This window comes from Streptomyces sp. NPDC053079 (genome assembly GCF_044546695.1).
Lineage (GTDB): Bacteria > Actinomycetota > Actinomycetes > Streptomycetales > Streptomycetaceae > Streptomyces.
Window position 1 is genome coordinate 1,537,611 of sequence record NZ_JBITZJ010000001.1, and the last position, 26,510, is coordinate 1,564,120.

At 68.3% G+C, this 26,510-nt stretch carries 30 protein-coding genes; 3 read left to right on the forward strand and 27 right to left on the reverse strand.

Annotated features, from left to right (window positions below):
* Nucleotides 1-481 precede the first annotated feature (481 nt).
* On the reverse strand, nucleotides 482-1,732 hold the full coding sequence (locus ACIGXW_RS06475; protein WP_399570464.1) for a helix-turn-helix domain-containing protein: 1,251 nt from the start codon (nucleotides 1,730-1,732) through the stop codon (nucleotides 482-484).
* Between the two features lie 279 nt (nucleotides 1,733-2,011).
* Between ACIGXW_RS06475 and ACIGXW_RS06480 the strand changes: the two genes are divergently transcribed.
* On the forward strand, nucleotides 2,012-2,230 hold the full coding sequence (locus ACIGXW_RS06480) for a hypothetical protein (RefSeq protein WP_399570466.1): 219 nt from the start codon (nucleotides 2,012-2,014) through the stop codon (nucleotides 2,228-2,230).
* Nucleotides 2,231-2,304: 74 nt separating this feature from the next.
* Nucleotides 2,305-2,463 carry a hypothetical protein gene (locus ACIGXW_RS06485; protein WP_399570468.1) on the forward strand — a complete coding sequence of 53 codons (159 nt, stop codon included), beginning with the start codon at nucleotides 2,305-2,307 and terminating at the stop codon, nucleotides 2,461-2,463.
* Here ACIGXW_RS06485 and ACIGXW_RS06490 read toward each other — a convergent pair.
* The 16 genes from ACIGXW_RS06490 to ACIGXW_RS06565 all read right to left on the reverse strand — a co-directional run bounded on the left by ACIGXW_RS06490 (nucleotide 2,445) and on the right by ACIGXW_RS06565 (nucleotide 16,353).
* The gene (locus tag ACIGXW_RS06490; protein ID WP_399570470.1) at nucleotides 2,445-2,804 is read right to left on the reverse strand and encodes a hypothetical protein; all 360 of its coding nucleotides are present in this window, start codon (nucleotides 2,802-2,804) and stop codon (nucleotides 2,445-2,447) included. The two genes, ACIGXW_RS06485 and ACIGXW_RS06490, sit on opposite strands and share 19 nt — an antisense overlap.
* Nucleotides 2,801-3,241 carry a hypothetical protein gene (locus tag ACIGXW_RS06495; RefSeq protein ID WP_399570472.1) on the reverse strand — a complete coding sequence of 147 codons (441 nt, stop codon included), beginning with the start codon at nucleotides 3,239-3,241 and terminating at the stop codon, nucleotides 2,801-2,803. Before ACIGXW_RS06495 ends, ACIGXW_RS06490 begins: the two co-directional genes overlap by 4 nt.
* Entirely contained in the window at nucleotides 3,241-3,609 is a 369-nt protein-coding gene (locus ACIGXW_RS06500; protein ID WP_399570475.1) for a hypothetical protein, read from the reverse strand. The genes ACIGXW_RS06495 and ACIGXW_RS06500 overlap by 1 nt, the downstream gene beginning before the upstream one ends.
* 33 nt (nucleotides 3,610-3,642) lie before the next feature.
* Nucleotides 3,643-4,623, reverse strand: a complete 981-nt coding sequence (locus tag ACIGXW_RS06505) for an N-acetylmuramoyl-L-alanine amidase (protein ID WP_399570477.1) — start codon at nucleotides 4,621-4,623, stop codon at nucleotides 3,643-3,645.
* 8 nt (nucleotides 4,624-4,631) lie between these two features.
* On the reverse strand, nucleotides 4,632-5,150 hold the full coding sequence (locus ACIGXW_RS06510) for a hypothetical protein (protein WP_399570479.1): 519 nt from the start codon (nucleotides 5,148-5,150) through the stop codon (nucleotides 4,632-4,634).
* Between the two features lie 10 nt (nucleotides 5,151-5,160).
* A complete protein-coding gene (locus ACIGXW_RS06515) occupies nucleotides 5,161-7,236 on the reverse strand; it encodes a hypothetical protein (RefSeq protein ID WP_399570481.1) in 2,076 nt (691 codons plus the stop codon).
* Nucleotides 7,237-7,388: 152 nt separating this feature from the next.
* Nucleotides 7,389-7,895, reverse strand: a complete 507-nt coding sequence (locus ACIGXW_RS06520) for a hypothetical protein (RefSeq protein ID WP_399570483.1) — start codon at nucleotides 7,893-7,895, stop codon at nucleotides 7,389-7,391.
* Nucleotides 7,896-7,904: 9 nt separating this feature from the next.
* Nucleotides 7,905-11,783 (reverse strand): phage tail protein, encoded by a 3,879-nt coding sequence (locus tag ACIGXW_RS06525; RefSeq protein WP_399570485.1) that lies wholly within the window; start codon nucleotides 11,781-11,783, stop codon nucleotides 7,905-7,907.
* Between the two features lie 132 nt (nucleotides 11,784-11,915).
* Nucleotides 11,916-12,314, reverse strand: a complete 399-nt coding sequence (locus ACIGXW_RS06530) for a hypothetical protein (protein WP_399570488.1) — start codon at nucleotides 12,312-12,314, stop codon at nucleotides 11,916-11,918.
* Between the two features lie 10 nt (nucleotides 12,315-12,324).
* Complete coding sequence (locus tag ACIGXW_RS06535) at nucleotides 12,325-12,732, reverse strand: hypothetical protein (protein ID WP_399570490.1); 408 nt, start codon at nucleotides 12,730-12,732, stop codon at nucleotides 12,325-12,327.
* Between the two features lie 5 nt (nucleotides 12,733-12,737).
* Nucleotides 12,738-13,184: an endonuclease VII domain-containing protein gene (locus ACIGXW_RS06540; protein WP_399570493.1), complete on the reverse strand. Its 447-nt coding sequence runs from the start codon at nucleotides 13,182-13,184 to the stop codon at nucleotides 12,738-12,740.
* A gap of 78 nt (nucleotides 13,185-13,262) precedes the next feature.
* Nucleotides 13,263-13,691, reverse strand: coding sequence for a hypothetical protein (locus tag ACIGXW_RS06545; RefSeq protein WP_399570496.1), 429 nt, complete (start codon nucleotides 13,689-13,691; stop codon nucleotides 13,263-13,265).
* Nucleotides 13,692-13,702: 11 nt separating this feature from the next.
* A complete protein-coding gene (locus tag ACIGXW_RS06550; RefSeq protein ID WP_399570499.1) occupies nucleotides 13,703-14,449 on the reverse strand; it encodes a hypothetical protein in 747 nt (248 codons plus the stop codon).
* A 3-nt stretch (nucleotides 14,450-14,452) separates the two neighbouring features.
* Nucleotides 14,453-14,908: a hypothetical protein gene (locus ACIGXW_RS06555; protein ID WP_399570501.1), complete on the reverse strand. Its 456-nt coding sequence runs from the start codon at nucleotides 14,906-14,908 to the stop codon at nucleotides 14,453-14,455.
* Nucleotides 14,909-14,914: 6 nt separating this feature from the next.
* Nucleotides 14,915-15,298: a hypothetical protein gene (locus ACIGXW_RS06560; protein WP_399570504.1), complete on the reverse strand. Its 384-nt coding sequence runs from the start codon at nucleotides 15,296-15,298 to the stop codon at nucleotides 14,915-14,917.
* A gap of 2 nt (nucleotides 15,299-15,300) precedes the next feature.
* Nucleotides 15,301-16,353, reverse strand: coding sequence for a hypothetical protein (locus ACIGXW_RS06565; protein ID WP_399570506.1), 1,053 nt, complete (start codon nucleotides 16,351-16,353; stop codon nucleotides 15,301-15,303).
* 120 nt (nucleotides 16,354-16,473) lie between these two features.
* Between ACIGXW_RS06565 and ACIGXW_RS06570 the strand changes: the two genes are divergently transcribed.
* Nucleotides 16,474-16,737 (forward strand): hypothetical protein, encoded by a 264-nt coding sequence (locus ACIGXW_RS06570; protein WP_399570509.1) that lies wholly within the window; start codon nucleotides 16,474-16,476, stop codon nucleotides 16,735-16,737.
* Between the two features lie 79 nt (nucleotides 16,738-16,816).
* Here the strand turns inward: ACIGXW_RS06570 and ACIGXW_RS06575 are convergent, their stop codons facing one another.
* The 10 genes from ACIGXW_RS06575 to ACIGXW_RS06620 form a co-directional block, all read right to left on the reverse strand.
* Entirely contained in the window at nucleotides 16,817-17,527 is a 711-nt protein-coding gene (locus ACIGXW_RS06575; protein ID WP_399570512.1) for a hypothetical protein, read from the reverse strand.
* A gap of 2 nt (nucleotides 17,528-17,529) precedes the next feature.
* Nucleotides 17,530-17,988 carry a hypothetical protein gene (locus ACIGXW_RS06580; protein WP_399570514.1) on the reverse strand — a complete coding sequence of 153 codons (459 nt, stop codon included), beginning with the start codon at nucleotides 17,986-17,988 and terminating at the stop codon, nucleotides 17,530-17,532.
* A gap of 14 nt (nucleotides 17,989-18,002) precedes the next feature.
* Nucleotides 18,003-18,515: a hypothetical protein gene (locus ACIGXW_RS06585; protein ID WP_399570516.1), complete on the reverse strand. Its 513-nt coding sequence runs from the start codon at nucleotides 18,513-18,515 to the stop codon at nucleotides 18,003-18,005.
* An 85-nt stretch (nucleotides 18,516-18,600) separates the two neighbouring features.
* Nucleotides 18,601-19,983 carry a phage major capsid protein gene (locus ACIGXW_RS06590; protein WP_399570519.1) on the reverse strand — a complete coding sequence of 461 codons (1,383 nt, stop codon included), beginning with the start codon at nucleotides 19,981-19,983 and terminating at the stop codon, nucleotides 18,601-18,603.
* Nucleotides 19,980-21,137, reverse strand: coding sequence for a head maturation protease, ClpP-related (locus ACIGXW_RS06595; RefSeq protein WP_399570521.1), 1,158 nt, complete (start codon nucleotides 21,135-21,137; stop codon nucleotides 19,980-19,982). Before ACIGXW_RS06595 ends, ACIGXW_RS06590 begins: the two co-directional genes overlap by 4 nt.
* Nucleotides 21,138-21,191: 54 nt before the next feature.
* The gene (locus tag ACIGXW_RS06600) at nucleotides 21,192-23,486 is read right to left on the reverse strand and encodes a phage portal protein (RefSeq protein ID WP_399570523.1); all 2,295 of its coding nucleotides are present in this window, start codon (nucleotides 23,484-23,486) and stop codon (nucleotides 21,192-21,194) included.
* Nucleotides 23,483-23,656: a hypothetical protein gene (locus ACIGXW_RS06605; RefSeq protein ID WP_399570525.1), complete on the reverse strand. Its 174-nt coding sequence runs from the start codon at nucleotides 23,654-23,656 to the stop codon at nucleotides 23,483-23,485. Before ACIGXW_RS06605 ends, ACIGXW_RS06600 begins: the two co-directional genes overlap by 4 nt.
* Complete coding sequence (locus ACIGXW_RS06610; protein WP_399570527.1) at nucleotides 23,656-25,041, reverse strand: phage terminase large subunit; 1,386 nt, start codon at nucleotides 25,039-25,041, stop codon at nucleotides 23,656-23,658. Before ACIGXW_RS06610 ends, ACIGXW_RS06605 begins: the two co-directional genes overlap by 1 nt.
* Nucleotides 25,038-25,526: a hypothetical protein gene (locus tag ACIGXW_RS06615; RefSeq protein WP_399570529.1), complete on the reverse strand. Its 489-nt coding sequence runs from the start codon at nucleotides 25,524-25,526 to the stop codon at nucleotides 25,038-25,040. The genes ACIGXW_RS06610 and ACIGXW_RS06615 overlap by 4 nt, the downstream gene beginning before the upstream one ends.
* Before the next feature lie 119 nt (nucleotides 25,527-25,645).
* A complete protein-coding gene (locus ACIGXW_RS06620; protein ID WP_399570531.1) occupies nucleotides 25,646-25,903 on the reverse strand; it encodes a hypothetical protein in 258 nt (85 codons plus the stop codon).
* Nucleotides 25,904-26,510: the final 607 nt, after the last annotated feature.

A 26,510-nucleotide genomic window follows, 5' to 3' on the forward strand; every position in this document is an offset into this window, starting at 1 on the left:
ACGCGACTCCACCTTGGGACCACACCTCGTAAGGGCATGGGTGGCGGCGAACTTCGCCGGCGAGCCAGCGAGCTGCGGAGCCTAGGTCTTGAGTCATCACGGGGTTGCCTCCGCTGATGGCCGATGACACGCACAGGTGCAGGGCAAGGGCTCAGTCTTCGGGGAGGAGGCCCCCACCCGGCGGATCGGAGTCGCCCCAGCGCAGACCGGGTGTTCCCCGATTCGGCACTTCTCGGAGATGTGGCGCAGGGCAGGACGTTTCACTGCCACGCCACAACTCCGGTCGCGAGCGCCGGGCGAACTTTGTGCTCGGACTTTGGGTCCGTGTCAGCGCCGTATCTCTGGACAGCGTCTTGCGTGGTCGTATCAATGGTGCGCACGAGTGCCCCCGGCGTGGTTGGCGATTGGCTGGGCGCCGACCATAGGTGCGCCGGGGGTGCGGAAGGGGCAGGATTCCTGCCCCTCGCTCACGTGTTCGCGCTTAGGCGGCCAAGGTCCCCAGCTTCACGGCCAGCTCGCTGGCGCGCTGCCGCCGCGCCGGGCTCTTCGACTCCGTCTCCTCCAGCACGATCCGCCTCGCGTACCCGTTGTACGCGATCGTCTCCGGCGCGCACTCGTGGGCCTTGGCCAGGGCGGTCAAAGCCGCCTCCGGTTGCCCGTCGAGCTGGAGGGCGCGGGCCTCCTCAATACGGTGCCTGGAGCGCCGGGGAAGCGACTGGATCGTGTCCGCGTCCGCCCGTGTCGCCTGCCGAACTGCCTCGCCGCCGGCATGCAGCTCGACAGCGACCGTTACAGCGTGGGCCGACATCACCGCATGCGAGAAGGACGTGATGGGGTGGTAGTAGCTCTTGGGCAACCCCTGAGCCGTCGCCTGCGCCTTCTCCCACCAGCCCCACGCGACACCCGACGTACCCCTTCGAGCTGCGGTGTACCCCGCCTCGAACTGCAGCGCGCCGGCGACAGCGCGGACCTTCTCGCTCGCGTTCGGCAAGGCCGGCTGTAGGAATTCGAGGGTGGCCCGGTTGACCGCGTCAGCGGCATCGAAGTGCGCTGGGCCGGCATCGCGGTGCGCCTGGACAGTGAGCCACGCGGCCACACCAATGGCGTGAAGGTCCTCGGACTCCTGCGCTGCGACCATGCCTCGCTCGGCCACCCGCCATAGCAGCGCGGAGTCCGGCTGATAGGCCACGAAGAACTGTGCCAGGGAGTAGACCTCGGACAGGATCGCTTGCGCCGCCCGCCGATCCGCCGCCGTCTCGGCCTGCCTCACAGTCAGTTGGGCGTCACGGATCAGGTCAGGCAACAAGCTGCCGAGAACCTCGCGGTGGTTGCTTGCCTCGTGGCGGGCCGTCCACGCTCGATCGAGGCGCAGCCGCAGGTGGGCCGCGGATGGTGCTTGACGGTCTGAGGTCAGGGGGTAGCTGTTGATGGCAGCCTGGACGGCCGGCAGGAGGTGGTGGCCAGGTCCGATGAACAGGTCAACGGGCATGGTCTGGTCGCCGGTCAGGTCGGCGAGGTCACGCACACGGAGCACTTCGGCAATGCGCAGGATCATGGGCAAGGATGGCGTGCGGATGGTGCCGCTCTCGACCTGTTTCACCCACGAGGGTGAGCGGCCGAGCAGGCCACCGAGGACCGGTCGGCTCATTCCTCGCCGCGTGCGGAGAACTTGCATGCGCTGGCCGAAGACGAGCGGGTTTGTGTACGGGTCCGGGGTAGCATCAACTGGCATGGCCTTGCCCCTCTCTGTGCAACTCGACACTGCCAGGGTATGGGGCAAGGCCAACGTCGTGTGAGCGAGTCCACATCGCAAACGGCGTGCGGGGACCTATGGAGAGCGCCCCGCCCCCTGCGTCGTGGGGCGGGGCGATGAGCAGCAGCCAAGCAGCTCCAATAGATACCTCCACGGTACCGGCGCGCACTGACAGCGGCGCCTGTCCGCCCGGCACACCGCCCCCGAGACGGAGTAACAGCGCACGCCCTTGGCGCCAGCCCGGGACACAGTGGGGGTATGCCCGACCAGCCGCGCATCGTCGTCTACCCGCCGGACCGGTCTGGCGGCCGGCGGGTACGCGCGGACGGCGAGATCCTCGGCATGGCCTACACACTCCGAGACCTCGAGGAATTCTTGCGCCGCGCGGGGCTCGACGAGGGGACGTACGACCTCGACGATCAGCGGCTGATCGAGTGGCGCGGCGGTGGGCCCGGCGAGTGGGGCTTGTCTCCGTGACCGTTTGATGAGCGTTTGGCGAACATGTTCGATATTCGCAGGCGCCTGTCAGTGGTCCCTCGTAGCCTGATCACATGTCCCCGACCCCACTCTGCGCCCCGCCGTGCCTCGAGGAGATCAACCGGGAAATCCGCGACCTCGCCGGGCGTGGGTGCCCACTGACCCGAGACGAGCGCCGCCAGTACGACGAGCTCCTCACCCAATGGCTGCAGGCTCAGCCCCCGGTGCGGTAGTAGTCGTCGACCAGCGGCGGAGGATCAGCAGGGGCAATCCCCCCGGAGCGCATCTGCATGGTGAGCTCGCCCACGTAGCCGGCGAACGCCCGGACCGTGGCCCGCAAGCGGGTCGTCTCCGACCGCAGCTCACCAACCTCGACCTTCAGGTCGTCGCGGATCGCCTTGAACGCCTCCAGGTCCACGCGCCGCTGCTCCGGCTCAGCGGCCGCCTGAGCAGCTGCGCGGGTCGCTTCAGCCGTCGCCCTTGCCGCTGCCTTCGTGGCACGCGCGGCAAAGAGCCCAGCCACCACCATGCCGAGCGTGCCGACCACCGCAACGATCCCGGCCCAGACGCTCATCCAGCTCTGCCTTTCCGGGAGCGGGGCGCTGGAGGTACCGAGTACTCGGGTACCGTGCTTGCCCACATGATCGCCCCCACGTGAGAAGTGAGGTACCAGAGCGCGACCCACAAGCCGCGGGAGAACTCGCCGCTCACAGCGGCAACCAGGTAGGCCGTCGCCCACAGCGCGGGCGGGATCAGGGCGGCGACGAACCCCAGCCCGTCCCGGCCGACGCGCACAAAGGCGCTGCCTCCGGTGACGAGGCCGGCGAGGACCCACAGCCACGCCCAGCAATGCAGGGGCGCAATGTCGGTGAGCAGGGAGACACCCTGCGGGTTGGGCTGGGGGGTAAGGATGAAGCCCGCTCCCCAGCACACCTTTCCCACACCGATGATGAGCAGGAAGGTGCCGCGGCGGCCGAGCCGTTTACGCAACCGCCAGGCCGCCGCGCGCATCAGTCCTCCACCGACCGCACCCGCGCAGGCGCGGAGCCCGGCGTGATCGGGGAGACCTGCCCGCGGGTGAGGAAGACGAGGGCCGCGAGGACGAAGGCGTTCACGGCGCCCACGGTGTCCGGGGCAACCTCATAGTGGAACGCGGCCAGCAGAGCCGCGCCCGCCGCTACCAGGCCCGTGAACGCCGACGGTGCCACGGGCCTGGTCAGGGCAGCGGTGAGAGCGGAGAACCCGGCCGAGATCACTGCAACGAGGGCGCCGGCTTGCCCGCTGCTGAGACCGACGTTGAACGTCACCACGAGGGAGAGGGCGGCGGAAAGGACGCCGAGGATGACGGCCGGTTCACGGCCGAATAGACGCAGGTTCATGTGTGGCTCCTGAAGGGTTGTGGGCGGTTCGGGTCACGCGACCTGGCGGCCGGTCACGTAGCCCACGAGAGGGACGGTGGAGCGGATTCGGACCTTGTCGACGCCCTCGCCGGCGGGAAGCGACATGACGTGCTTGCTACCAGCGACGGTCACGGAGACGGCCTTGGCCGGGGCGCCCCAGGAGCCGCCTTCCTGGTGGTAGGTCGTGACGACCTGCCCGTCGGCGCCCTGAGCGGCGAGGCACAGCCAGAGGGGGCCGTTGCGGGCGCCGCCCTGCGGGTCGGCCAGCGTGCCAGCGGGCTCGACGGGGATGTCGACGTCGGTGTTGGCAGGAATCGGGGGCAGGTAGGTGATCACAGCGTCCTCCGTGTAGCGCGGTGCAGGTTTGGGCGGCGTGGACTGTCCGGACAGTCGCCGGGCAACTCGCGCGCGCATGTCCGGCATGGTGAATCCACGCGGGTCGCTCTTGTCGTCAGACCACTCGAGGTGCCCGATCACACTCTTCGCCGACCAGCCGTGCGCCCGGCACAGGGCCGCGCTCACCCGCTCGATCGCGTCGAGCTGCGCGGCCGGCCAGGGGTCTTTGCCGTCGCCGAGGTTGATGCACTCGAAGCCGTAGAAGCGGGCGTTGCCGTCGACCCCGTCCGCGTTGCCCTTCGTCGGCGCCGGCGGCCGGTCGCTGTAGTCCTCGTCGATGACGTGCTGGAGGACGACAGGGTCGCCGCCTCCGGCGTGATTCGTGCGGCCGGAGCCGACGAGATGCACGATGCCGTCCTTGGCGATGACCCCGTGGCACAGGGGACCGGGCAGGCCCGCGTAGCCCTCGGCGCACAGCTCGACGGAGCTGCTGGTGCCGGAGCTCACGGTGTGGTGGATCACCACACCGTGGACCGGGCCCCACGGGCGGCCGCTGGAGGTGCGGGTGTGGGTGCGCCACGAGCCATACTCGGCGACGCGCACGCCTTCCGCGTGCAGCGCGACGAGGAAGCCGTCAGCAGTGAGGGGAGTTGCCATGGTGCCTCCTAGGCGATGCGCTGCATCATCAGCCACGAGTCCGTGTACAAGATCGTGGCGGTGGCGCTGGATGCCGTCTGGGCCCACTGAAGGGCGAAGGTGCCAGCTGTCGAGCCGACGCGGAGCGTGCCGTGCAGTACGGCGCCCAGGTCCCAGTCCGAGACGCCGTAGAAGTTGCGGCCTGAGACGATGTCATTGCTTTCCAAGCGGACCTGCTGGCCGGTGGTGTTGGTGGTGGTTGCGCCGCTGCCGGCAGCGATCTGGTGCCACTCGCCGAGGCTCCCGGTCGGAGCGGTGAAGTTGACCTGAAGGTCGGGTGTGGGATCGGCGAAGTACTTGATCCACCCATGCCAGACATAGACCGCATTGGCCTCAACGGAGAACGTCAGGTGCGGATCTGCGGCGAACGTCGTCGTCGACGCCCTCGAGGTATCCGCGGTCTTACGGGCCACCATCGGCTGCGCCGACGCCAGCAGCGCAGCAGTGATGCGCTGGCCGGCCAGGAAGGTGGGGTACGCCTCAGCCATCAGCAGCTCCTCACAGGGCGATGGTGGTCGGGTTGGTCAGACGGAGATCAGCGCCCGCGGAGTGGCTCTTGACGATGCCGTTGACCGACCGCGTCACGGTGAACGTCTGCGGCGATGCGCTCCCGGAGATGGCCGTGACACGCATGACCTCGCCGCCCACGCGGACGTCGAATGGCATGTCGGCGCTGTCCGTGGTCCACACCGGGCCCGAGGACGTGGAGACGCTCACGCTCGTCGACGATGAGTCGAGGGCTGCAGCCAGCTCGGAGCCGGCTGTGTCGAGCCGGCCGTGGTCGGCGCTGTCCAGCACCCCCACCTCGTACGGGGACGCGGGCGCGCAGTTCAGGGTGATCCGGTGCTGGAAGTGGTCGATCGTCTCGTTGAGCCCCAGCACAATCAGGCTGATGTCGTCCGGCGGCAGCCACGATGGCGGATCCGTGATCACCACCCTGTCGCCTTGGCGCAGCCCCAGCACCGCGGTCTTCAGCGCCGGGTCGGCCACGAACGTGTTGTGTGCCAGGTTCACGCTGACCTGTGGGTATCGCGCCTCGTCGACCGTGCCCATGTGCAGGCGCCAGTTGGCTTGGTCGGCGAGGGTGCTGTCCGCCTCGACGTTCAGAGTGACGGACTCGCCGTACACGCCGATGCCGGTCGGCGGGTCGGCGGTGCCCATGGCTCCGGTAGTCAGGGCCGCGTGGGCCATGCCGCCGTCCTGCCGCGTGATCGTCACATCGTTGCGGGTGAACTGGTCGTCGTCGACGGGCGTCAGGTTCTCGGCGAGTTGGTTCGCCGAGTACGACAGCGTCAGCTTGGGGTCCTGGTTGTACAGGTCCGTCCGGGGCCGGTAGCCCAGACCGAACACGGCGAGGTTCTCAAAGAGCACGCCCAGGTCAGCCTCGGCTGACTCAGAGATCAGGTCGACGGGCTTCTTCTTCGCCTGCGGCCCGAGCCGGACGGTGTCGCTCAGATCCCCGATGCCGTCGAACGCAATGCCCTCCTCGGCACAGATCCTCTGCACGCGAGCGCCGGCGGTCTCGCCGGACGGGTCCAGGCGCTCACCGAGGTCGGTCATGGAGGTGATGGCGTTCTGCAGGGTGACGTGGCCGATGGTGCTGAAGTCGAGGCCGCGGCTGACGGCGCCGCTCACGGGGGCCGGGCACATCTTGATGTCCGTGACGCGCGCCATGGTCTTGCCGTTCACGGAGCCCGTGGCGCTGGTGGCCGAGGTGGAGGTGACCTCGAGGTAGCGGACGGCGCAGTCGATGTTGGAGCCGTTCTGCTGCAGCTCGACGCTGACCCGCAGCCGCTTGCCGCGGACGTCACCGAAGGCCGAGACGCCGCCGGAGACGGTGGCGCCGGCGCTGTCGAGAACGCGGAGCGTCAGGGTGCCGCTGGTGCCGTAGACGAGTTCCCAGGTGGTGACGGCGCTGCTCTTCATCACCATGGCGCAGATGACCTTGCCGTCCGAGACGCCCTCGGGCGGGATGCTCAGCATGAACCGGCACTGGGCCGGCGAGGTGGTGAGGTAGCCCTGGACGCCGCCCGAGAAGGTGGCATCCGTCATGTCCGGCAGGGGATCGCTGCTACCGAAGTCGCTGTAGTACGCGAACGTCGGGTAGCCGCTGATCGTCATGGTGCTGCCGTTGGTGATCGCGGAGGCGATCGAGATGGAGCCGTCGATGTCCTCGCACGGCCAGTACGCCAGGAGCGACTCGAAGCCGGGACCGGTGATCGCTTCGTACAGCACGGAGTGCGTGGGCGCGGCGCCCTGCGCGAGGCGTCGCAGGATCCCGGACGCGTCGATCTCCACCCACACGTCGCTTCCGGAGGTATCCCACCGGGTTGGCCAGGTGGAGACCTCGCCCCAGAACCTGTACAACTTGCCGCCCGTGCTCGGGTCGGGCACGTGGATGCGCAGCGGAGTGTTGCGCCCGAGCTGGCCGTAGTACGGCGACATGGGGTTGCGGGGGCTGAAGTAGCCGTTGCGGTTGTTCAGCTGGAACCGGCACACGCTCCGCTCGGTCTGCCCAGCCTCGTCAGCCTGACCGCGGGTGATGGAGATCTTCTCCGATCCGCTGCGCGTCATAACGAGGCTGGTGATATCCACCCACGCGCCGGCCAGGAAAAGTTCGACGACCACCGGTTGGCCGCTCGAGGCCTCGCCCGAGCCGCCGAACGGGCCAGGAGTGCCGCCCATCCGCCGCTGCCACGCGGCAACCCGTGCCGCCAGTCCCGCCATCACTCGTCCCAGCAGACCCAGGTAACCATGTTCGACGCCGTGGTGGCGAAGGTGGCCCGGACCCTCAAGAACTTCGAGACCGCCACGATGGGTCGCTCGTCGGGCATCCACTGGTAGAAGTACGTCAGGTCCGTGGCGCCGGCCGCGAGTGGAATCTCCTTGACGTCGAACACGCGCGAAGCGGTCGTGGTGCCCTCGGCCGAGGCGGTGTAGCCGGTCGCGCTGGTACCGAGAGTCAGCAGCGACGCCGGCGCGTTGGGGTCGAGGGGCTGCACGCCGGCCGCCACGTGCGCGGTCACCGTGGCCGCCACGTCCGTCTGCAGCAGCTCCACCACCGAGGCCGCACCCGGCGCCACGTCCAGCGAGAACCCCCACGAGATCAGCTGGATTTGCCTGGTGCTCGGGGTGGCCAGCTGAAGCATCGTCTTGATCGCGGTGCCCGTCGTCACCTTGACCTGCGCTGCTGTGGTCGGCATCGCGCCGTTCCACGTCTTGTACCTGTGCATCCCCGCTCCTTACGATGCGCGGCCGAGTACGGCCTGGACATTCCCGCCACGGACACGGATCGCCCCGCGCAGCAGCTCCACCAGCAGGTCGTCCATCCGCGACCCACCCGACTTGATCTCCAACACCACCGGCTCGGCACCGCCCCCGCCCGCGGCCAGGCGCCGGGAGTCACCAGCGGTCCGTACCGCAGAGCCGTACGGCAGGCGCACCAACTCCGGGCCCTGCTCGCCCACCCACGTCATCCCCGAGCGCGCCCCGCCGCCGGCCGCCCCGACAGGCCCACCGCTGGCCTTCACGCCGAACGCCTTCTTGATCTGGCGCTCAAGCGTCTCGGCGATCCGGATCATCACCCGCTCGATCGCCGCCTGCTGCTTCTCCAGCCCCTTCACCAGGCCCTCAGCAGCCTTGATGCCGGCCCCGTACATCGCGTCCGCCGTGGTCGTACCCGCCGAGCCGGCCGCCGCTGAGATCTGGCTGCGCAGTTGGTTGATCCGCTTGATGTCGCTCGGCCTGGCGCTCATCAGGGCCTCGGCCGTGGACAGCCCGCCCTCGATCCCACCGTTCGCAATCTCCTGCAGCGACCCCGAGTTCAGCCCCCGGGCGCGGAGCGTCTTGAGCGCACCGGCCAGGCTGACGGCCTTGTCGCGATTGGACACCAGGTCGTTCATGACCGCGCCGAGCGTCAGCCGCTTCCCGCTCTGCGCGGCGCCGGTGATGCTCGACGACGACATGATCCCCGAGGAGACCTGGTCTTTGACCTGCGAGAACTTTTCCTTCAGACCGTTCAGCTTGTCCCGCGCAGACTCCAGCGCACTGTTGACCTTGGTGAGCGCTCGCTCCTGGTTGATCAGCTGCATGCCGGCTTTGTCGAGTGCGCCGAGCAAGCGCTTCTCCACGCCGCCCTCGGTGGCAGACTTGATGATCCCGCGCCACTTGTTCAGCGACTGCGCGAGATCCCCGAGGCTGTTCGGGTCGCCGAGCGCGCCGACGAATTCGTCCTGCCTGCGCCCGGCCTTCTTCCCCCAGTACGAGACGGTCAGGTCGCCGGCCGCCTCGTTCCGGGCGTCCTGCATGCCCTTGGTCACCCGGCCGCCACCAGCGAAGGCCCGCAGCGTTCCGGCGTTGAGGGCGTCCAGGAACCGGGACCCGTACTTCTTCACGGCGCTGGCCCGGACGACGTACTCGCCGTTCGACGCCATGATGGGCACGTCGTCCGACGTCCCCGTGCCAGGGCCGGTGATACGACCACCGCCGGCACGCATCAGCGGGACGCCGTCCACGCTCGGCGCGAACTGCGACGTCCGGATCGTCGAGACGTAGTCCCGGTGGTAGGTGTTGATGAACACCGTCTTGTCGTGCACCGAACCCAGGGCGGCCTTGGCACTGGCAACGGCCGCCTGGAGCTGCGCGATCTGCGCCCGGATCGCCGCCTTACGGCTGTCCGGCACCCGCGCGAGCTGTGCCTTCGCCGAGTCGAGCTTGGCCTGGAGGTCCTCGAGGTTTCCCTTCAGCTTGGCCGTCTTGTCCGGCGTCGCCAGGATCTGCGCCGCCAACGACTGCGCCTCCGACCTGGTCAAACCCATCGCCTGAGCGTTAGCGATCAGCTTCGACCGGCCCCGGTCATAGATCGCGTTGACCGACTCCCACGACCCTCCAGACTCCCGCGCGGCGGAGGCTGCCTCGTCGGTCTTCGAGGCAAGGTCTTGCAGAGCGGTGGCGGCGTTTCGTGCCTTCTCCGAGTTCAGGTCGAGCTGGCCGCCCGTCATGTTCAGCGAGCCCGCATTGTCCCTGGCCGCCTGCGCCGCCGTGTCGATAGCCGCCTCGAACGCGATCATCCCGCCCAGCCCCTGGCGGTGCACGTCATTCAGCGCCATGATCGCCTGACGCAGACCGTCGGCGCTGCCCTTCTGCGCGTTCAGCTTTTCGCTCGTCGCCAGGGCCTGCTGACCGAACAGCCCCATGCCCTGGGCGGCGAGCTGCTCGGCGAACGCCTGGTCCTCCAGCGCGCTCTTGTAGCTGTCGAGATGCGCCCGCAGCTCCTGGGCGCTGAGGCCCTTCTCCCGCATCGCCTCGGCCGCCCGCTGGAACGCCGCCTCGGCAAGGTCGACGTTCCCGCCCTTGACCATGTTCGCCAGGGCCTCGTCGACGGCGTTGAGATCTGCTTTGGCCTCCTTGACCGGCGTGCTGTCCATGCCGATCAGCGAGGTCGCGAACTGCTGGACCGCGTCGAGGTTCGATGGGCGCGCCAACGTCCGCAGCGAATCCGCGAGCCCGCCCAGGTCCTGGCCGAACGCCTTCGCCGCCTCGCCGCTCACCCTGCCGGTCTGGCCGAGCTTGCCCATCGCCACCGTCAGCCGGTCGACATCCGGCGGGGTCCGGCGGCCCATCTCCGACAACTGCGTCAGCGCGACCACGAGAACACCCACAGCCGTACCGACGAGGGCCACCTTCGCCCCGCGAGAGAGCGCGCCGAAGGCCGCTGTCAGGCTGGCCATACCACCGGACGCTCCGAGGGCCGCGGCACGCATGGCCGTGATCTGGGTACCGAAAGCAGCCGCGATCCCACCGACTGCCGCCATGCCGGCCGCCGCCAGTTTCACCGCCTTGAACGCAAGGACCAGCTGCAACAGGGAAGCGATGAGCTGAGTCGGCGCGGCATTGACCAGCTTGGCCATGGCGTTGACAACACCGAGGAGGCTGACACCCACATCGCTGGCTGCGACCAGCAGGTGTGTGATGGCCCGGCCAAGGTTCTGGAGAGTGTCCGCGACCAGGGGCCCGTTCGCCCGCGCGTACTCCATGAACTCCGACAGGCCACCCTTGCCGCCGCCACCCGATGACATGACGCGTGCGAGGTGCACGAGCCCGTTCGTGGCTGACCGCAAGGCCCCCGATGCGAAGTCCGAGAGGCGGGTGATCAGGCTGTCGAGTGCCGCGCTGTTGACGCCGCCGGCAAGCAACGTCATCATCCGGTCCAGCTCCACCGACGCCCCACGCACCAGCGGCGTAAGCTTCGGAAACAGCCCTGAAAACACCGTGAGCGCTTTGGTCGCCACGGGCATCGTGGCGCTCTCCAGCGACTCCGCCCACCCCTTGTAAACGTCCTTCATCACCAGCAGCGCAGCAGTGGCCTCACGGGTCGCCGGCGGGAGCTGCTTGGCCTGCTGCATGTACGCCGCCTCGGCCTTCGCCGCCTCGGCCGAGCCCTTGCCGTGCTCCTTCACGGCGTCGCTGTACTTCTTCTCAGCTTGCGACGCCTCCGCCATGACCTTCGCCTGCGGGATCAGCGCCGCTCCGAAAGCCACCATCGCAGCAGCGGCCGCGCCCATCGCCGCCACGATCGGCACAGCCGCAGCGGCAATCGGGATCAACGCCGGAGACAGGGCGATCGCCGCCGCCTGGAGCCCTTTCATCCCGTCGCGCGACTGTCCAGAGTTAACCGTCAGGGTCCCCAGCCCACCGCGCAGGGCGCCCATGCTGTTGCCCAGCCGGGCGAGGACGCCGTCCAGGTCGTCCATGTCGGAGCGCAAGGCACGCGTCCGGTCGGACAGTGTCCCAAGCCGGTTCGCGCCGTTGTCCGCCTGGCTGTTGAGGGTGCGCAGGGAGCCGTTCGCCCGGGTGGACCGGTCGCGTAGATCGTCCATCGAGCCGGCCGCCGCGGCTGCTCGTCCCCGAAGTGTACGAAGCGACCGGTTGGCGTCCTCGGCCGCATTGTGCAGGGCCCGCAGGGCAGCTGCCGTGGCCGTGGCTCGGGCGGTCAAGGCGTTGAGCGCCTGGCCGCTGTTGTTCGCGTTCTGCCGGAGCGCGCGGAGGGAGGTGTTGACGGAGGCCAGGCCGGCGGCGGAGTCGTTGCCGACCCGGACGGAGATGGTGATGTCATTGGCCATCCGTGGCCCCTCCCTCCGGGCTGCCGAGGCGGTCGATCTCTATGAGCTGGATGAGTTCCGCGTCCTCTGCGAGAAGGGCACTGGGCAGGCAGTGGAACCGCTCGCAGAGGCCGAGGACGAATTCCGCGCGGGCTAGCTGGCGAGGCTTTCGGACAGGGGTTCCATCGGAATCGACGCCACCGGGGACAGCCCGCCATCGGGCGAGCTCTGCTCCAAAGGGGCTGACACGCCAGAGATCGCTTCGATCCAGGCGGCGGCCAGCCGCAAGACGAAGTCCTGATCCTGCGCGAACACCGTCTCTTCAGTGATCGGCACCGGGGCGCCGTCCTCATCCTCGAGGTTCCAGGAGATCAACGACCGCGCGAAACGCTTGACCATGTCCGGGACCGAGGACGCCTCCACGTCCCCGAGCCCCATGACATCGAGGTACTCGGCCACGTTCAGGCCCCGGAGGATGACCTCCAGGCCGTCCAGCTCGGCGTCACCCTCGAAGCGCAGCACGATGCGCTTCGGCTTCTTCACGAACCCCATACCGGCCCCCTTACGCCCACGTCGGGACAGTGCCGTCAGACAGCACCCCGGGCACAGCCCACGTCAGGGCACCGTCGTCCGCCCGGCTGACCGGGTAATCGGTGAAAAGGCACTCATTCGCGAGCGTCTGACCGGACACCGTGAGAGTGACCGTGCGAGCCACGCTCGTGCTCGGAACTGTCTTGAACACGTCGTGCGACTGGTTGGCCGCATCGTTGAAGACGCCATTCAGGGTCACGCTGAAATCCGCAAGCAGGAGCAGGCGCTCGAACGCGGACTTGTCGATACCGGTCACGTCCTGCACCGCGCGCGGTGTCGCGAACTCCAGGTTCGTGACATCGTTCTTGATCGCTCGGGCAGTACCGCCGCTGTCGTCGACCGAGCAGGTCGTCCAGCCCAATCCGCTCTCTTTTGCCAACGGACTCACTCCCTTTCTAGATAGTCGATCGCCTTCCTCAAGAGATCGACGTTGTCATTCAGTAGGCCGACTGCCCGATTGCACTTCTGGCACAGCAATCCACGAACACGGCCGGTGTCGTGACAGTGGTCCACCGACAGGCTGAACTTTCTACCTGTCCGTCCATGGGTGTTGGGTTCGTCCTGCTCACAGATGGCGCAGACGCCACCCTGCGAGGAAAGCATCGCGTTGTACTTGTCGAGTGTGATGCCGTACGTGTTTTGAAGGTTCCACCGCTGGCGTCGAAGCGTGGCACGCTCACGATTTTCGGCCGCCCAGTTCCTAGCCGCCTCTGACACGCAAGGTTTGCAACGACTCTTGCGTAGTGTGACTCCGTCACGCTTGCCGCGCGGGGAGAAGTCCTCGACTGACTTGACCAGCAGACACTTAGTGCATTGACGCATGCCATCCATGCGTCAACTCTATTGCTTTCCTTATCCACTTCTCCCACCTCCTGCGATCTGACAGATGTGACGATCGGCGCTATTCGCTCATCCCTTCTCCTGCTGGTTGACGAGCCGAAGCTGATGCTCGCCGAAGTCCTCAACCCAGTCCGCAGGGCGCTGATGCTCACGGCTTCGTCCCGTCGGGTTACCTCGCCAATCGCCATCGCGCACCACGTACACCTCTGGGTTTGTTTGATGCTCGGCGAAGCAGCGCTGCCCGGATTCGAAGCGGAACACGGTCAAGCCATCCCCTCGCTTCATCTCTCGGAACGTACGTTTTGATTCCGTACGGATATGGAGAGCTTGCGCTTTCCCGAGTGGCGTTGATTCATCGATAATCGAATCCCAGCCGTACCGCCATGCGGCGCAGCCAACTCGCTCGCATGCAACGACCACCAACCGGTCTGGTTCCTGGCTGATGCTGTATGTCTGATAGGCGCCCGGAGCGAGGATCAGCCGGTCGGCGCGGTTCATGGGGCGGCTCATCAGAACACCGTCGCGGTGTCGTTGCGGATCACGGACACGGCGAACACTGCATTGGAGAACGTGCCGGTGGTCACCACGCGGAGATAGCGCTCCACGGTCTGACTCGCCGACGTCGCGATGCGCTCACTGGTGACCCCAGTGGCCGCCGTGAATGCGCCTCCAGTGACGTCAGCCCACGCGTCCCCCGAGCCATCATCTGATGACTCCTGGAGCTTTACCGTGACGGAGGTCCCGGTGAAGGCGAAGACATGCAAGAACGCTTGCAGGCCGAAGGCTGTAGAACCGGTCCCGAAGTCGACCGAGCTTCCGTTGGTCGCCGTCGTGTCGGTCCTCTTGCCGGCCGTCAGGCTCTTTCCCCACTGAATCCCATAGCCGTTGGCCTGCGCCTCAACGGCGAACGTGAACGCCCCGTCGTTGCCGCGCGTGCCGTCGTAGTTCAGCTGTTTCGCCACGATGTTCGCCGAAGCCCCTCCCAGGGCTGTACCCCGGAAATACGACGTGATGACGTCCGTCGTGGGCAGCGTGGACAGCCGCAGGTGCGCCCGGTCGGTGGCCTTGTTGAAGAACGCCGTGTACTCCAGCTTGCCGTCCCGCAAGCCACCGATCCGCTCGAACGCCGACTTGTCGATGGCCGTGACCTCCAGCGCGGCCGGCCCGCCAGAGATGCCGCCGAGGCTGCCGATGTCCCCGCTGAGGTCGTAGCCCGCGACGTACAGGTTGTCGCCGAGCCCGGACTGTTTCGCCATGGGCTATGCCACCTCATCCCAGAGATCGTTGACGATGACGGGCAGCGTGATCGTGATGACCCGCAGCAGCGCGCCGTCCTGCTGGATGTAGCCCGCCCGCGCTTCCAGCGCCGCGCCGTGCTGGCCGAGGACATCGACCTGCCGCACCGTGCCGCCGAGTTGGAAGTCGCCGATATACGCGCGCATCAGGGCGTCCGTAGCGGCGGTGAGGTTAGGGTCGATCGCGTCGGCCGGCTCCTGGACCATCGGCGTATACAGGCGCACGTTGAAGATCAGCCGCGCCGAGGCCGTACCGAGTCCGGACGTACGGACGGGCGTAATGCCGTCCACCCACACGGCCGCCGTCAGCCCGTTGCCCGGGGCGTTCTGTGGCTCGTGCCCGTTGACCCGCTCGAAGTACCCGGACGCCATGGCGTGCGAGATCACCGAGTCCACGATGCCGTTAATGTCCAGTGCCACCGCCGGTCACCTCATCCCTGGAAGGTGCCGCTGAAGGATCCGCTGGGCCATGGCCGGGGCCTGGCCCTGCACGACCTCCTTCATCCGCCGCCAGTGGGAGTAGCCCGCGAACCGGGTGACCGGCGCGTTCATGGAGCCGACGCCTTCCAGCCACGGCCCGTAGACGACACCGTTGTCGTGCACCCGGCTCGTGTCCGCCGACAACCGCTCCGTTTCCACCCGGGACTCGTAGTAGCCCGTGGGGTGGCGCAGCACATGCCCGAGCTCATTGAGCACGAGGGTCTCGGCGTACTCCGCGATCTCTTCGCGGGCGTCGTCGCAGTACGCGGCGATGGCCCGTGCAGCACGGCCATCGAAGAGAGGCCCGGTCGTCCTGATCTCAATGCCCACAGCTACACCGCCCTCGTGCGGGCCTTGCGGCCATGGCTGGTGTAGACGCTCTCCCGCAGGTCGTGCAGGCCCCGCCCAGCAGCTTCACGCTGCGCCTCGCCGGAGCCCACGACGCGGGCGTACCCGGACTGCCCCTGTAGCAGGGAGGTAAGGGCCTCGGCGATCGTGAGCTCTCGCACGGGGCCGGGAGGGTCCCACCGGTAGATGTCATCGCCCGCGCTCATGGCGGCCGCCGTCGTACCGAGGGCGCCACGGGTGACGGTCAGGGTGCGCGGGGCGTAGATGTCGGCGCCGCCCGAGTGAGCGGCCAGGGTGCTGCCGTCCCATGCCCGCTTCACGGTCAGGACGCTGCCGGCCACGTCCACCACCAGCATCCGCTCGGAGCCGATGAGGATCACCTCGTCGACAGCCGGCGCGGCGGTGAGGGTCGACATGGTGAGGGACACGTCCGCCGCAGAGGCGGTCAGGCTGTCGCCGGCGTCGATGTTCACGCCGGTGTCCTTCATGGCCTTGCCGGTGACCAGCAGCCGCTCGGAGCCGACGCGCAGCACCGAGCCCACGCCGATACCGGTGGAGGTGGTGACGTCCAGATCCGTCTCGGAAGCGCTCATGGCCTCGTCCACGTCAGCCACGAGGGTCTCGTCATTGCGGTAGCCCCACAGCCCAGTGACCGCGATGTCGCGCTGGTGAGTGCTCCCGCCCCCGAAGGCAGCACTCGTCGACAGCTTGAGCTCGATCCGGCTGTACGGCGGGCCGCTTCGGTTGGGCTCCAGGTTGTAGTTGCTGGTCGCGATGGCCGCACCGCCCGAGGACAGGGCCGTGACTGAGATGAGTTCACTCTCGTCCAGCCACAGGCGCCACGGCCGGGCCGTCTGCTCGCTCGGCCAGTCCCAGTACCGGGTAGCGGTGTGGGGGTAGAACCGGCGGTGCAGCAGCCCCTCGACGGAGCGAGACGCCGATTCCAGGGCGCGATCGATCCGCCCGTTCGCGCGCGCGGTCTCTTTGAAGTCGAGCGCCTCTTTCACGTCCTCGCGGGTGGCGTACCACACGCCCATCGCCGGTCACCTCCTCTCACCGTTCCGCTGCTGCTGAGTCAGTTCCTGGTGTCCGTCTCGGCCCCGTCAGACTCCGACGGCTGCTCCGTCGGTTCGCCATCCGTCGAAGGGGCAGAAGAGGTGTCCGTCGGGGCCGGCTCGGAGCGGCTCGCCGTCTTGCGGGCACGCTTCCGGGGCGCGGCCCTGCTCGGCTCGCTGCTCGTCGGCGGCGTCTCGGTAGATGCTGAGGAGCTGCTCCCAGGCCACGTGTCCTCACCTCCGTCAGCCGGCTCGGCGGCAGTGACCGGCGCCGCCTCCGCTGGGGGATCAGGGAGGTCGGAGGCGGCGTCGGCGTTGGTGGCCCCGCCGTGGCGGGTGATCTTCGGCATGGAGCCCTCCTCGTAGAAGTCGGTGCCGTGGCAGCGCGGGCACCGGAAGAGGCCCACGGCGTATTTCGTGGTGCAGTCGCTGCACACCCAGAGCGTCATGAGGCGGGCTCCACAATCAGCCACGCCACGGTGGACGTGTCGGTGTTCGAGCTGGACGTCACGGTGAAGGACGTGCCGGCCGACCGTGCCGAGACACGCAGCCACCCCGGGGTCCCGCCGTCGACCTGCGAGGTGAGGAAGACCCGGCTGTTCGCTGTGACCTTGGTGGTAGCCACTGTGGCGGCGCCGGCTACGAGGGTGGCCGTGCCCATGGTCGAATTGGAGCCTTCCTTGATCTTCAGGCCCTTGCCAGCGGTGCCGATGGACACGTCTCCCAGCGACGCGAAGTCGCCGTTGGTCTGGGCCCCCTGGAGCGTGGTGTAGCCGCCGACGGTGAGAGCGTCGTCCGTGGCCAGGGTGTCCGCGGCGGACCGGTAGAGGTTCGTGTCCGCCGCGGCGGAGCCGGAGCTCCACTCCAGCTTGCCGTCCGCGTTGACCACGAGCCGGGCTACCGCGTCCCCCGTCACCCGGACCGTCACTGTGTCCGTCGTCGAGGCCGCGCCCTCCAGCCGCCACCCGCCCGTCAGGCGCAGCAGGCCGGCGGAGTCGCGGTCCAGGACGGTGTCCGGAAGGGATCCGGATCCGTCCATGAACTCGATCCGGCCGTCCCGGATGACGATCCGCTTGCCCAGGAGCAAGGGCTCCTTCTCCTGGGTCTGGGCGAGGCCGTCGATCGTGCCGCCGCGGTGGCTGGTGGTCTTCGGCATGGCTACGCCGCCACCACGGTCGCACCGTCAGCCATGGGGATCCACGTCAGGCACCAGGTGATCACGCCGTCAGTGCCCGCCGAGACGTGCTCGATCTGGCCGGTGGTGAGGACCGTGTCCAGGCGTGCGGTGCCGTAGCCGACCGACATCAGCTTCGGTGGGGCGGTGGTGGTGGCCAGCCCGAACTGGAGGATGTCCCCGGCGAGGGTGTCCGTGGTGCCGATGTCGGTGGCGGCGCAAATGTCCTGCGTGTCGCCAGTGGTCGGGTTCAGCTGGAGCTTGTAGCTGTTCGCGACGGTGATGGACGTAGTGACCAGGCCGTACATCGATGTGATGAGCACCTCGCCGCCGGCGATGGTGAACAGGGGCACCGTCGTCGCGGCCAGGGTGCCCGTGGACTTGGTGACTCGTGTCCCCAGAGCGATGCTGCGCAACTGGGGGCCCTGAACGATGACACTCATGGTGTGGGCCCCTGTCAGGTGTTGAGGTTGGCGAGGTTGGTGGGCTTGCGCTGAACGTGCAGGTCGCAGGCGAGGTTGAGGATCGCCACGTACTTGGTGCCGTTCGTGCCCAGGTCGGGGACGTTGAGGGAGACCCACTCGAAGCCGTCGGAGAGCTGGGAGGCCCCGACCTCGACCACGACGAGCTGTTGCGTGCTCGCGCTGCCGACGTTGGTGATCTCCGAGGCGGCGGACTGGGATCCCTCGGTCCAGGTCTCGTCACCGTCGAGGGTGGCTTCGTCCTGGTAGTAGTACTTGGTGATGATGTCCAGGTCCTGGCTGGTGCCACCGGTCGCGGCGTTGTGCTCCTGGAGGTCCAGGTCGAGGATGTCCGTCGAGCCGGCGGAGGCGATGACGAGGAAGGCGACGGTGTCGCAGTCCTTCATGTGGATCCGGTTGCCGGTGATGGCACCGCCGACGGCGTCCGCGGGGACCGCGCCGGTCGAGACGTTGAACAGCCGGCCGAGGGCCCGTGCTCCTGTGGTCATGGTCTTGCCTCTCCGAGCGGGGGGTTAGTGCCGCTCTGGGGTTGGCCCGGGGCGGGGGTTGATTGCCGTCCCCGGGCTGGCGGGGTTAGGCGCGGGCGGCGAGCTGGACGAACGGGCTGAGCGTGGGGCCGTTGTTCTGCGGGGTGATCGCGGACTGGAGCCACGGCCGGCCGTCGACACGCTGGATGATGCGGTAGGCGGTCTGGTCGTTCTGGAACTTGAAGTGCGGCGAGCTCATCGCGCTCATGACCTGCCGGTCGCCGATCAGGTAGAAGCCGAAGTCGACGAAGCTGATGTCGCCCTGGTCGCCGAGCAGCCCCGGCGCCTTCTCGGTGAAGATCACCGGCCTGCCCAGGATCGTCATCGGCGGGCCCTCGACGCCGTTGTTCAGCCACACCGCCGAGCCGCCGGTACCGACGCTGAGCGCCATCGTGGCCAGCTCGGGGAAGACGTCGTTGGACGCGATCCAGACGGCCCGGTTCAGGGACGACGGGAGCATCCGGGCGTACATCTTGACGATGTTCTCCCAGACGATCGTGTCCGCCGCCTGGCCGGATTCCTTGGCCACCGCGATGATCGCGCTGTTGTTGGAGTCCAGGACGCCGAGGGGTTCGCCGACGCCGGAGCCCTTGATGAAGGCGATGTCCTCGTAGAAGCCGAGGGCCTCGGGGAAGATCTCGTCCAGGAACGCCTGGAAGCTGATGGCGCTGTCGGAGATCAGCTCGTTGGGGACCTCGCTGTACGCGGTGAGCTTCTTCGCGTCCAGGACGATCCGGGAGAACGCGGCCTGCGACTGCGTGAGCGCGGCGCCTTCCTCGGTCCAGTAGCCGACCACGCCGCCGTACACCGAGCTGACGTTGCTGGTGGAGTCGATCGCCGGGAACGGGACCCGCAGGGTCTCCATCGGGATGACGCGGGCCCGGGGCCGGACGATGGAGGTCTCCAGCGAGACGCGGAGCATCTCCGAACGGAGCGTCTCCGGGATCAGGAACCCGCCCTCAGACGGAACGGTGGAGCTGAAGGCGTTGCGTACACGGTGAAGCTTCGCTTGCATGTCCGCGGTGCGGTTCGCGTTGTGCCAGATGGTGCGGAAATACTCCGCACTGTTCTCGAACTCCCTATCCAGCACCGCGCCCATAGCCCGGGGGTTATGCAGGTTGTTGCGGGCGTTGCCGTTGGCAACGATCTGCTCGGGGGTCAGATTGATGCGGCGGATCCCCTCGGGCTGCTCCTCGCGCAGCCAGTCCGCCACGACTCGCTTGGTCTGCTCCTCGACCTGCGCAGCAATGGCCAGGTCCTTGTTGTAGACCGAGCGGGCGTAGTTCCTGATGAACTCGCCGAACGCACCGTTCTTGTCAGCGAAGATCTTATTCATGACCTGGGTGTCGCCCAGCATGGCCTCCAGCTCGGCGCTGGAGGTCGGGATGGTCATGCGCTCCGGGTCCGCCCCGGTGATGGTGGTGCTCACAGTCGTGCCTCCCATAGGGCGCGCTCGAAGAGGGTTCGGTCGATGCTGGCTATCGGCTCGGCGGGGGCCGGGTCGGGTGTGGGCGACTCCGGCGGTGCCGCCGTGTCGTTGGCCGCGACGGTCATGAGGGCGCGGAAGTATTCGACGGCAACTTCGTTGGCCGGCACGGGCGGCTCGGCGGTGGCGGCTGCGGCCGGGGCCGTTTCCACGAGTGTCGGCTGGGCCGGGGCCGGCGGCGCCGGGGCATCGGAGGCGATTCCTGCCATCAGCGACCGCAGGTGCCCGGGGTCGTAGTCGGGCATCGGGTCCGCCGCAGCGTCCAGGGCGGCGCGGAAGACGTTCGGGTCGAAGGTGAAGGACACGTGCGGGGAGTCGTCCCCGGCCTGCGCCTCCACCAGGGGCTCCACGTCCGCCGCCGTACGATCGTGGCCCTCAATGTCCGGCGCGCTGTTGGCGACGACCGGCGCGGCGGGGGCGGGGGCCTCGGTGCGGCCGGCGTAACGGAACACGCTGAGGTCCCACGACGCTGCCATCGGCATGCCCTCGGCCTCGTCCGGCTCAGGCCGCCGCTGCGGCTTGGCCACCTCGTCGGCCAGTCCTGCCTCAACGGCTTCCTGCGCCGTATACCAGGTCTCGGCCAGCATCTTGGTCCGCCACTGCTTGACGGTCCCGCCGGCACGCTCGGCGTAGACGCCTGCGATGTTGTCGGACTGCTTGTCGAGCAGGTCGGCCATCTCGCGCATGTCGGCGGCGTTGCCGATGCACAGCCCTGATCCGTCGTGGATCATCATCTGGCTGTGGGGCTGCATGATGATCCGGTCGCCGGCCATGGCGATGACGGAGGCGATCGAGGCGGCGATGCCGTCGACGTGCGTGGTGACGCGGGCGGGGTGGGAGCGCAGGGCGTTCATGATGGCGATGCCGTCAAAGACTTCCCCGCCGGGGGAGTTGAGGCGCAGCGTGATCTCGGTGCTGTCGATGCTCTTGAGTTCGGCGATGAAGTCGGAGGCTGTGACGCCCCAGTAGCCGATCTCGTCGTAGATGGCGACCTCGGTTGCGCCGTCGGCGAGGTTCTTGATCCGGTACCAGTCGTTGCGTCCCTGGCGCAGCGTCGCGCGCGGCCGTGCCGTCTTCACGTGATCACGAATGGGCATCCGCCACCCTCCCGTCTCTGCTGGCCGAGGGTATGACAACGTTGTCATCGTAAGTCATTCCGGATTCTCCCAGCGAGCAACGACCGTGCCACGGCAGCGAATACCGCCCTCACACTCCCGGAACGGGCCCGCGCCGTACGCCGCTCGCGCCTCGGCCAGGTCCTCGAACTGCGTCCCGTCGATAGCCCGACACGGCGAGCAGGTGTTGCCGTCGAGCTTCTCCGAGGCGAAGTACCTTGCGACGGGCGCGGCTTCCAGCGTGGCCAGCCGGCCGAGGTTCACCGCGCGGTGGAGCGCCCCGCCGAGCTGGTCCCGGCGCAGCCTTCCGGTGAGCCCGCGCAGGAACGTGGTGACCGACTCGGCGATCTGACGGCCGGCCGCACCGGGGGTGAAGAGGCGCAGGGCCTCGCGGCCGGCGGAGGCGGTGAGGTCCGCACCGAGGAGCCCGACGGTGGCCGCTGCGATCTCGATGAGCTCGCTGCCGAAGATGGCCCACATGCGTGGCACCAGGGTGTTCTGGAGGTCGGGGTCGACCTGCGGCGGTGTCACCTTCACGCCTTGCTCCGCGGCCTCGGTGGCCATCTGGGCGGCTGCCACGGTGGCCATGCTGGCCAGGGCGCCGCGCAGGAGCGTTGCGGCTCGGTCGGTGTCCACGGTCATGGTGGCGAGCGCTGCCAGGTCCTCGTCGTCGACGGCCGCCTCGATCTGCTCGGCCAGCTGCTCGTACTGCTCTTCAGCGATCGCGTCCCAGTCCTCAAGGAGCTGAGTCAGGGCTTCGTCGAGCTGTTCTCTGACCGGCTCCAGGTCGTGGTCGTCGTCCTCGTCCTGGCCGCGGAGCGTAGAGCGTGGGTGCCGGGGCCGGGCGCGGGCGAGGTCGAACAGGGACAGGCTGGCCGTCGGCGCTGGTGCGGCGCCCGCGCTCCGGGGCGGGGCGGGCCTCGGAGCGGTGGGGTTGATCTCGGCACCTGCGCGCTGCAGGATCTTTCGCGCCTCTTCCCACGTCACGACTGTGTCTACCCCGAGGTAGATCGACTGGACCAGGTCCGCCAGCTCCTTGGGAGCCGAAGCCTGCTGCGCTGCGGAGAGGTCGAACCCAAGCAGCGGCAGGATCACCGGTGCCAACGTCGGTGCGTTGGTGACCAGCTTGATCAACAGCTCGCGGTCGGGGTCGGCATCCGGCTGACCGAACGCCATCTCGGGCAGACCAACCGCGGCAAGAACCTCCGGCCCGTACGCGCCGGCATCGATCAGCTCCTTGGCGGCCGTCGACTTGGCGACGAGCGCCGCGTTCTCGGCCTCGGGGTCAGCCGGTACGGGGCTGCAGTAGTCGAACTCCAGCTCCTGCGCGCCGGGCCCGTACAGCGGTAGCAGGTCGTTGTTGAGGGCGCCCTTGATCCGCTCCAGCCGGGGCACGGTCAGATACTCGGCGAACCACGTCTTGCTCGCCTCGGCGGTGGCCCGATTGACGTCGGAGACCTCGCCGAGCGCGAAGGCGGGGATGCCGAACGCCTCACGGATCACGTCACGCGAGACGCTGCGCAGCTCGGCGAATTGCATGTCGCGCTGGGTCAGCTTCCGGTCGACCCACTGGCCCTGCTCGATGACCGCGACCCTGTGTGCGTTGGCAACGCCCTTGTGCTGCTCGTTCCACCGCATGGTCATCTCGTCGAACTCATCGTCTGACAGGCGCTTGTCGACCTGGATGATGCCGCCAGGCTCGGCGCCGTTCAGGAAGAACTGTCGATTCCATTCGGCGCTGTACCGCGCGCTGTCGAGGTCAGTGAGGATCGCCTGTACCGGTCCCATGCCCCGGTACGGGTCCAGGGGGTTGGGCATGCGGAGTTGGATGACGTCCTCGGTCCGGAGTGCGATCTGCTCTCCGCCGGGACCGGTGTACATATACCCGGACAGGAAGTCGGTCGGGTGCGGGATGGGCTGCATGCGGTCGGGACGGACCGGCCACAGCTCGAGCGGCAGCGGCGAGCGGGGGTTTCGGGCGATCACCCACCAGCCTTCGCCGGTCAGATCCACGTGCTGCTGGATGATCTCGACGTTCTCTTGCCGCGTGTAGAACTTGTTGGGGGCGTTCCACAGGTCGAGGGCGGCGTGCCGGGTGACCTCGACGCGGTCTTCGGGCAGGCCGGAGGGGCTCTTCCGCCAGAGCTTCCATTCGACCTGCGCGGTCGCGTTGCTGGTGCGGTTGACGATGGCGAAGAGCGTGCCGACGCTGCCCATGGCGCGCATCTGGGCTTCTGCGCCGGTGGGCTGGCGCCACGGTAGCGAGAGGTTACGCGCGGCCACGTAGGGCACGGGGGTCTTGTTGAAGAGGGTGCGCAGCGGTGACTTCATCGGGCGCTCTCCCCGGTCAGGTACTCCAGCACCAGCAGAGCCACGCCGGAGGCCGCGAGCCCGGCCGGCGTACCGAAAGCCGTCCAGGCCGAGGCCGTCAGAGCGCCGAAGCCGGAGAGGGTGAGCACCCCGGTCCGGGCTGCCTTGAGCTTGCCGACGAGTCCTGTCATCAGAGCCTCCGAATGCGTGGTCGGGCGGACAGATCGCGCTCGGCGACGATGTACCTCGTCGCGTCACACCCGTGGTCGTTCTCCTTCAGCGGCTCTTCCTTCAGCCCGCCGGCTGCCCCCGGCTTGACCGCCCACACGTAGCCGACCAGCTCTTCCTCGGTGCATGTCGGGCGCTTCGCGTCCTCCAGCTCCTGGTCCCGCTCGACGACCGCACCACGGACGACGTACAGACGGGGGCGTCCGTCGCCGGCCTTGCGCAGGCGGCCTTGAACGGCCTGGATGCCGTCGGTGACGCTCTTGCGCGCGGGAATGGTCCCGATGCCCAGCTCCCGCTCAAGGACGGCTCGGCCTTCGGCGTCGTGGTCGCAGATGATCCCCCTCGGCCGAGGCTCGGTCCACCGGCGCCCGTGGTGCGCGAACCGCTCGGCGCCGGCCGGGTGCTCGTAGCCGGGGACGGGCTCGGTGCAGGTGGCCAGGGCGTCGCGGGCGTGTTGGTCGACGGTGCGGCGGGTGCGGTAGATCTCGCGGTAGAGGTACAGCCGGCCGTCGGGGTCCTCGGCCCACATCTGGATGACCTGCGGATTGGTGAAGCCGAAGTCGACCGACCACCAGCGGGTCCAGCTGTCGGGGATGGGGAAGGGGTCGACGAGGTGAAGGGAAGGATCCCACTCCTCGTAGATGAGCCCTTCAGCGGCTACCCACTTGCCGAGGCGTAGCCGCGCGTGCCGTACTCCGGTGAGGGCGTCGAGCTTGCCGATGTAGTCCCGGCCGCGTTCGGTGATCGCCTTGGTGGTCGGGTCGAAGAGGATCGGGTTGTCTTCGTGCTTGCAGTGGAGCATGACTGTGCGGCCGGAGTCGCAGCGTCGCTTGAGCCAGTGGTGGGGGACGTCGGGGTTACAGTCGGCCATGAGCTGCTGGAAGCTGATGCGCCCGTTGCGGAGGCGGGTGGTGATCGCTTCCCAGTCCGTTTCGGTCAGTTCGGTGGCTTCCTGGACGTACGCGACGTCGTACTCCGAGGACATGATCCGGCTGGCCTTGTCCATGCCGCCGACCGTGATGACGCTGCCGTTGGCGTAGCGGTACTGGGGGGACTCCTGCGGGCTGCCGCCGTACCAGCGGACCAGGCCGGCGTCGAGGGCTTCGCGCGCGACCCACTCGCGCCACGTCACGAGGGCCGTGCTGCCGAGGGATGCGAGGGTCTTGCGGATGATGATCCCTCGCATGCCCGGGTTGAGGAGCGCGAGAAGGTGGAGCTTCTCCAGACACGCGCGGCTCTTGCCGGTACCGGCCGGGCCAGACATCAGGACTTCGGGCGCGCGGCAGTGCATGACCTCTTGGGCGCTGCCGTGGGGCTGGAAGGCGTGCTCCAGCTGCGCGGTGGTCACTTGAGCTGGTCCATGTCGACGCCGACGATCTCGTAGCGCACGCCGCCGGAGACCTGGGTCTTGGTGGCGGCGTCAAGGCCGAGGAGTCGCGCGCGGCGCTCCTGGATGCGCAGGAGTCGGTCGATGGCCTGGAGAACCGGCGCATCATCGATGAGGGGCTCGCCCCCCTCGTAGATGATCTTTCCTTGTGACACGGTGGCGTGCTGCCGGGCCATGACCTCCTCGGCGGCACGCGCGAGCCGGTCGAGGCGCTCGAGTTCCATCTGCCGTACGTCGTCGGCGGCTTCCTGGACGGTCGCTTTGAGCGCGGCTTGGATGCCGCGGTAGGCGCCGGCTTTGTCGGGGTAGCCGAGGCGGTCGGCGATCTGCTGGTAGGTGAAGTGCTGGCTTCGGAGGCGTGCGGCCTCTGCGTCGCGCTCGGCGGCCTCGAGGGTGTAGATGTAGCGGCCTTTGCCGTCGCGGGCTTGTCCGGTGGGCTCGTTCATGTGCGCACCTCCCCGACGGCCGCAGCCTATGACAACGTTGTCAGTCTATCTCCGGGCGTGAGAAGGCCCCGCAGACTCGGGGTGCTGCGGGGCCTCAACGCCAGTGTCGCAGACGGCCGTCAGCCGAGCGGGGTGCTCCTGGCGCACATCTTCGCGTGGGCTTCCGCGCTTCGCCGGGCCGACGCCTCGGCCTCACTCTCGGGACTCCGGATCGCCACCTCGCCGCTCTGCCGGCAGCCGGTGCAGCGCCACCCATGGATGACGCGGCTCCCCTCAGCGGTCTCGTGGTGAGCGAGGCCGCGCCGGTCCTCGCGACGCCAGAGCTCGACGACAGCGTCGGCCGAGTTGGCTAGCTGGCCGATGACCGTGGTCGACATGTTGCCCCTCAGCGGATGGAGACGGTGCGGTGCGTGCCATCACGGGTGATCTGTACCGCGCCGCCTGCATGCAGCTCCACCACGGGCGTAGCTGTAGTTGTAGCTGACTCCGTAGTTGGCTCCTGACCTGCGGCAACTACAACTTCACTTGAGCTCTGAGGAGGGGTCGGGGAGAGGGCCGGAAGGTCGCTGACGCGGACCCCGGTGGATACCCCCCGACTGGGCTGCCGTACGGAACCCGACACAGGTACACCCCACTCCCGGCACAGGGCCCGCACCGGGGCGGTGTCCTTGGGGTCGCCCGTGATGTGCGCTGCAAGGGCCGATAGGTGGGCGCCAGCGCCCCCTTGGGCGAGCTTGCGGACGAGGGTTGAGAAGTCCTCGAAGGAGACCGCTGGGCCCGGTGCACGCGAGGCTGAGGCCTCGGGCTCAGCGGGCTTCTCAGAGGTTGTCTCCGGTGCGGGCGCAGGGGCTACCTTCCATGCGCCAATCCCCCAGCCGAACACAACGACCCACAGAGTGTCGGGCGCTGCCGCGACCACGTGGGTAGCACCCCATGCTCCGGCCGCGAGGAGCGCGATCCGCATGATGGGGCCAAGGGCGTCGG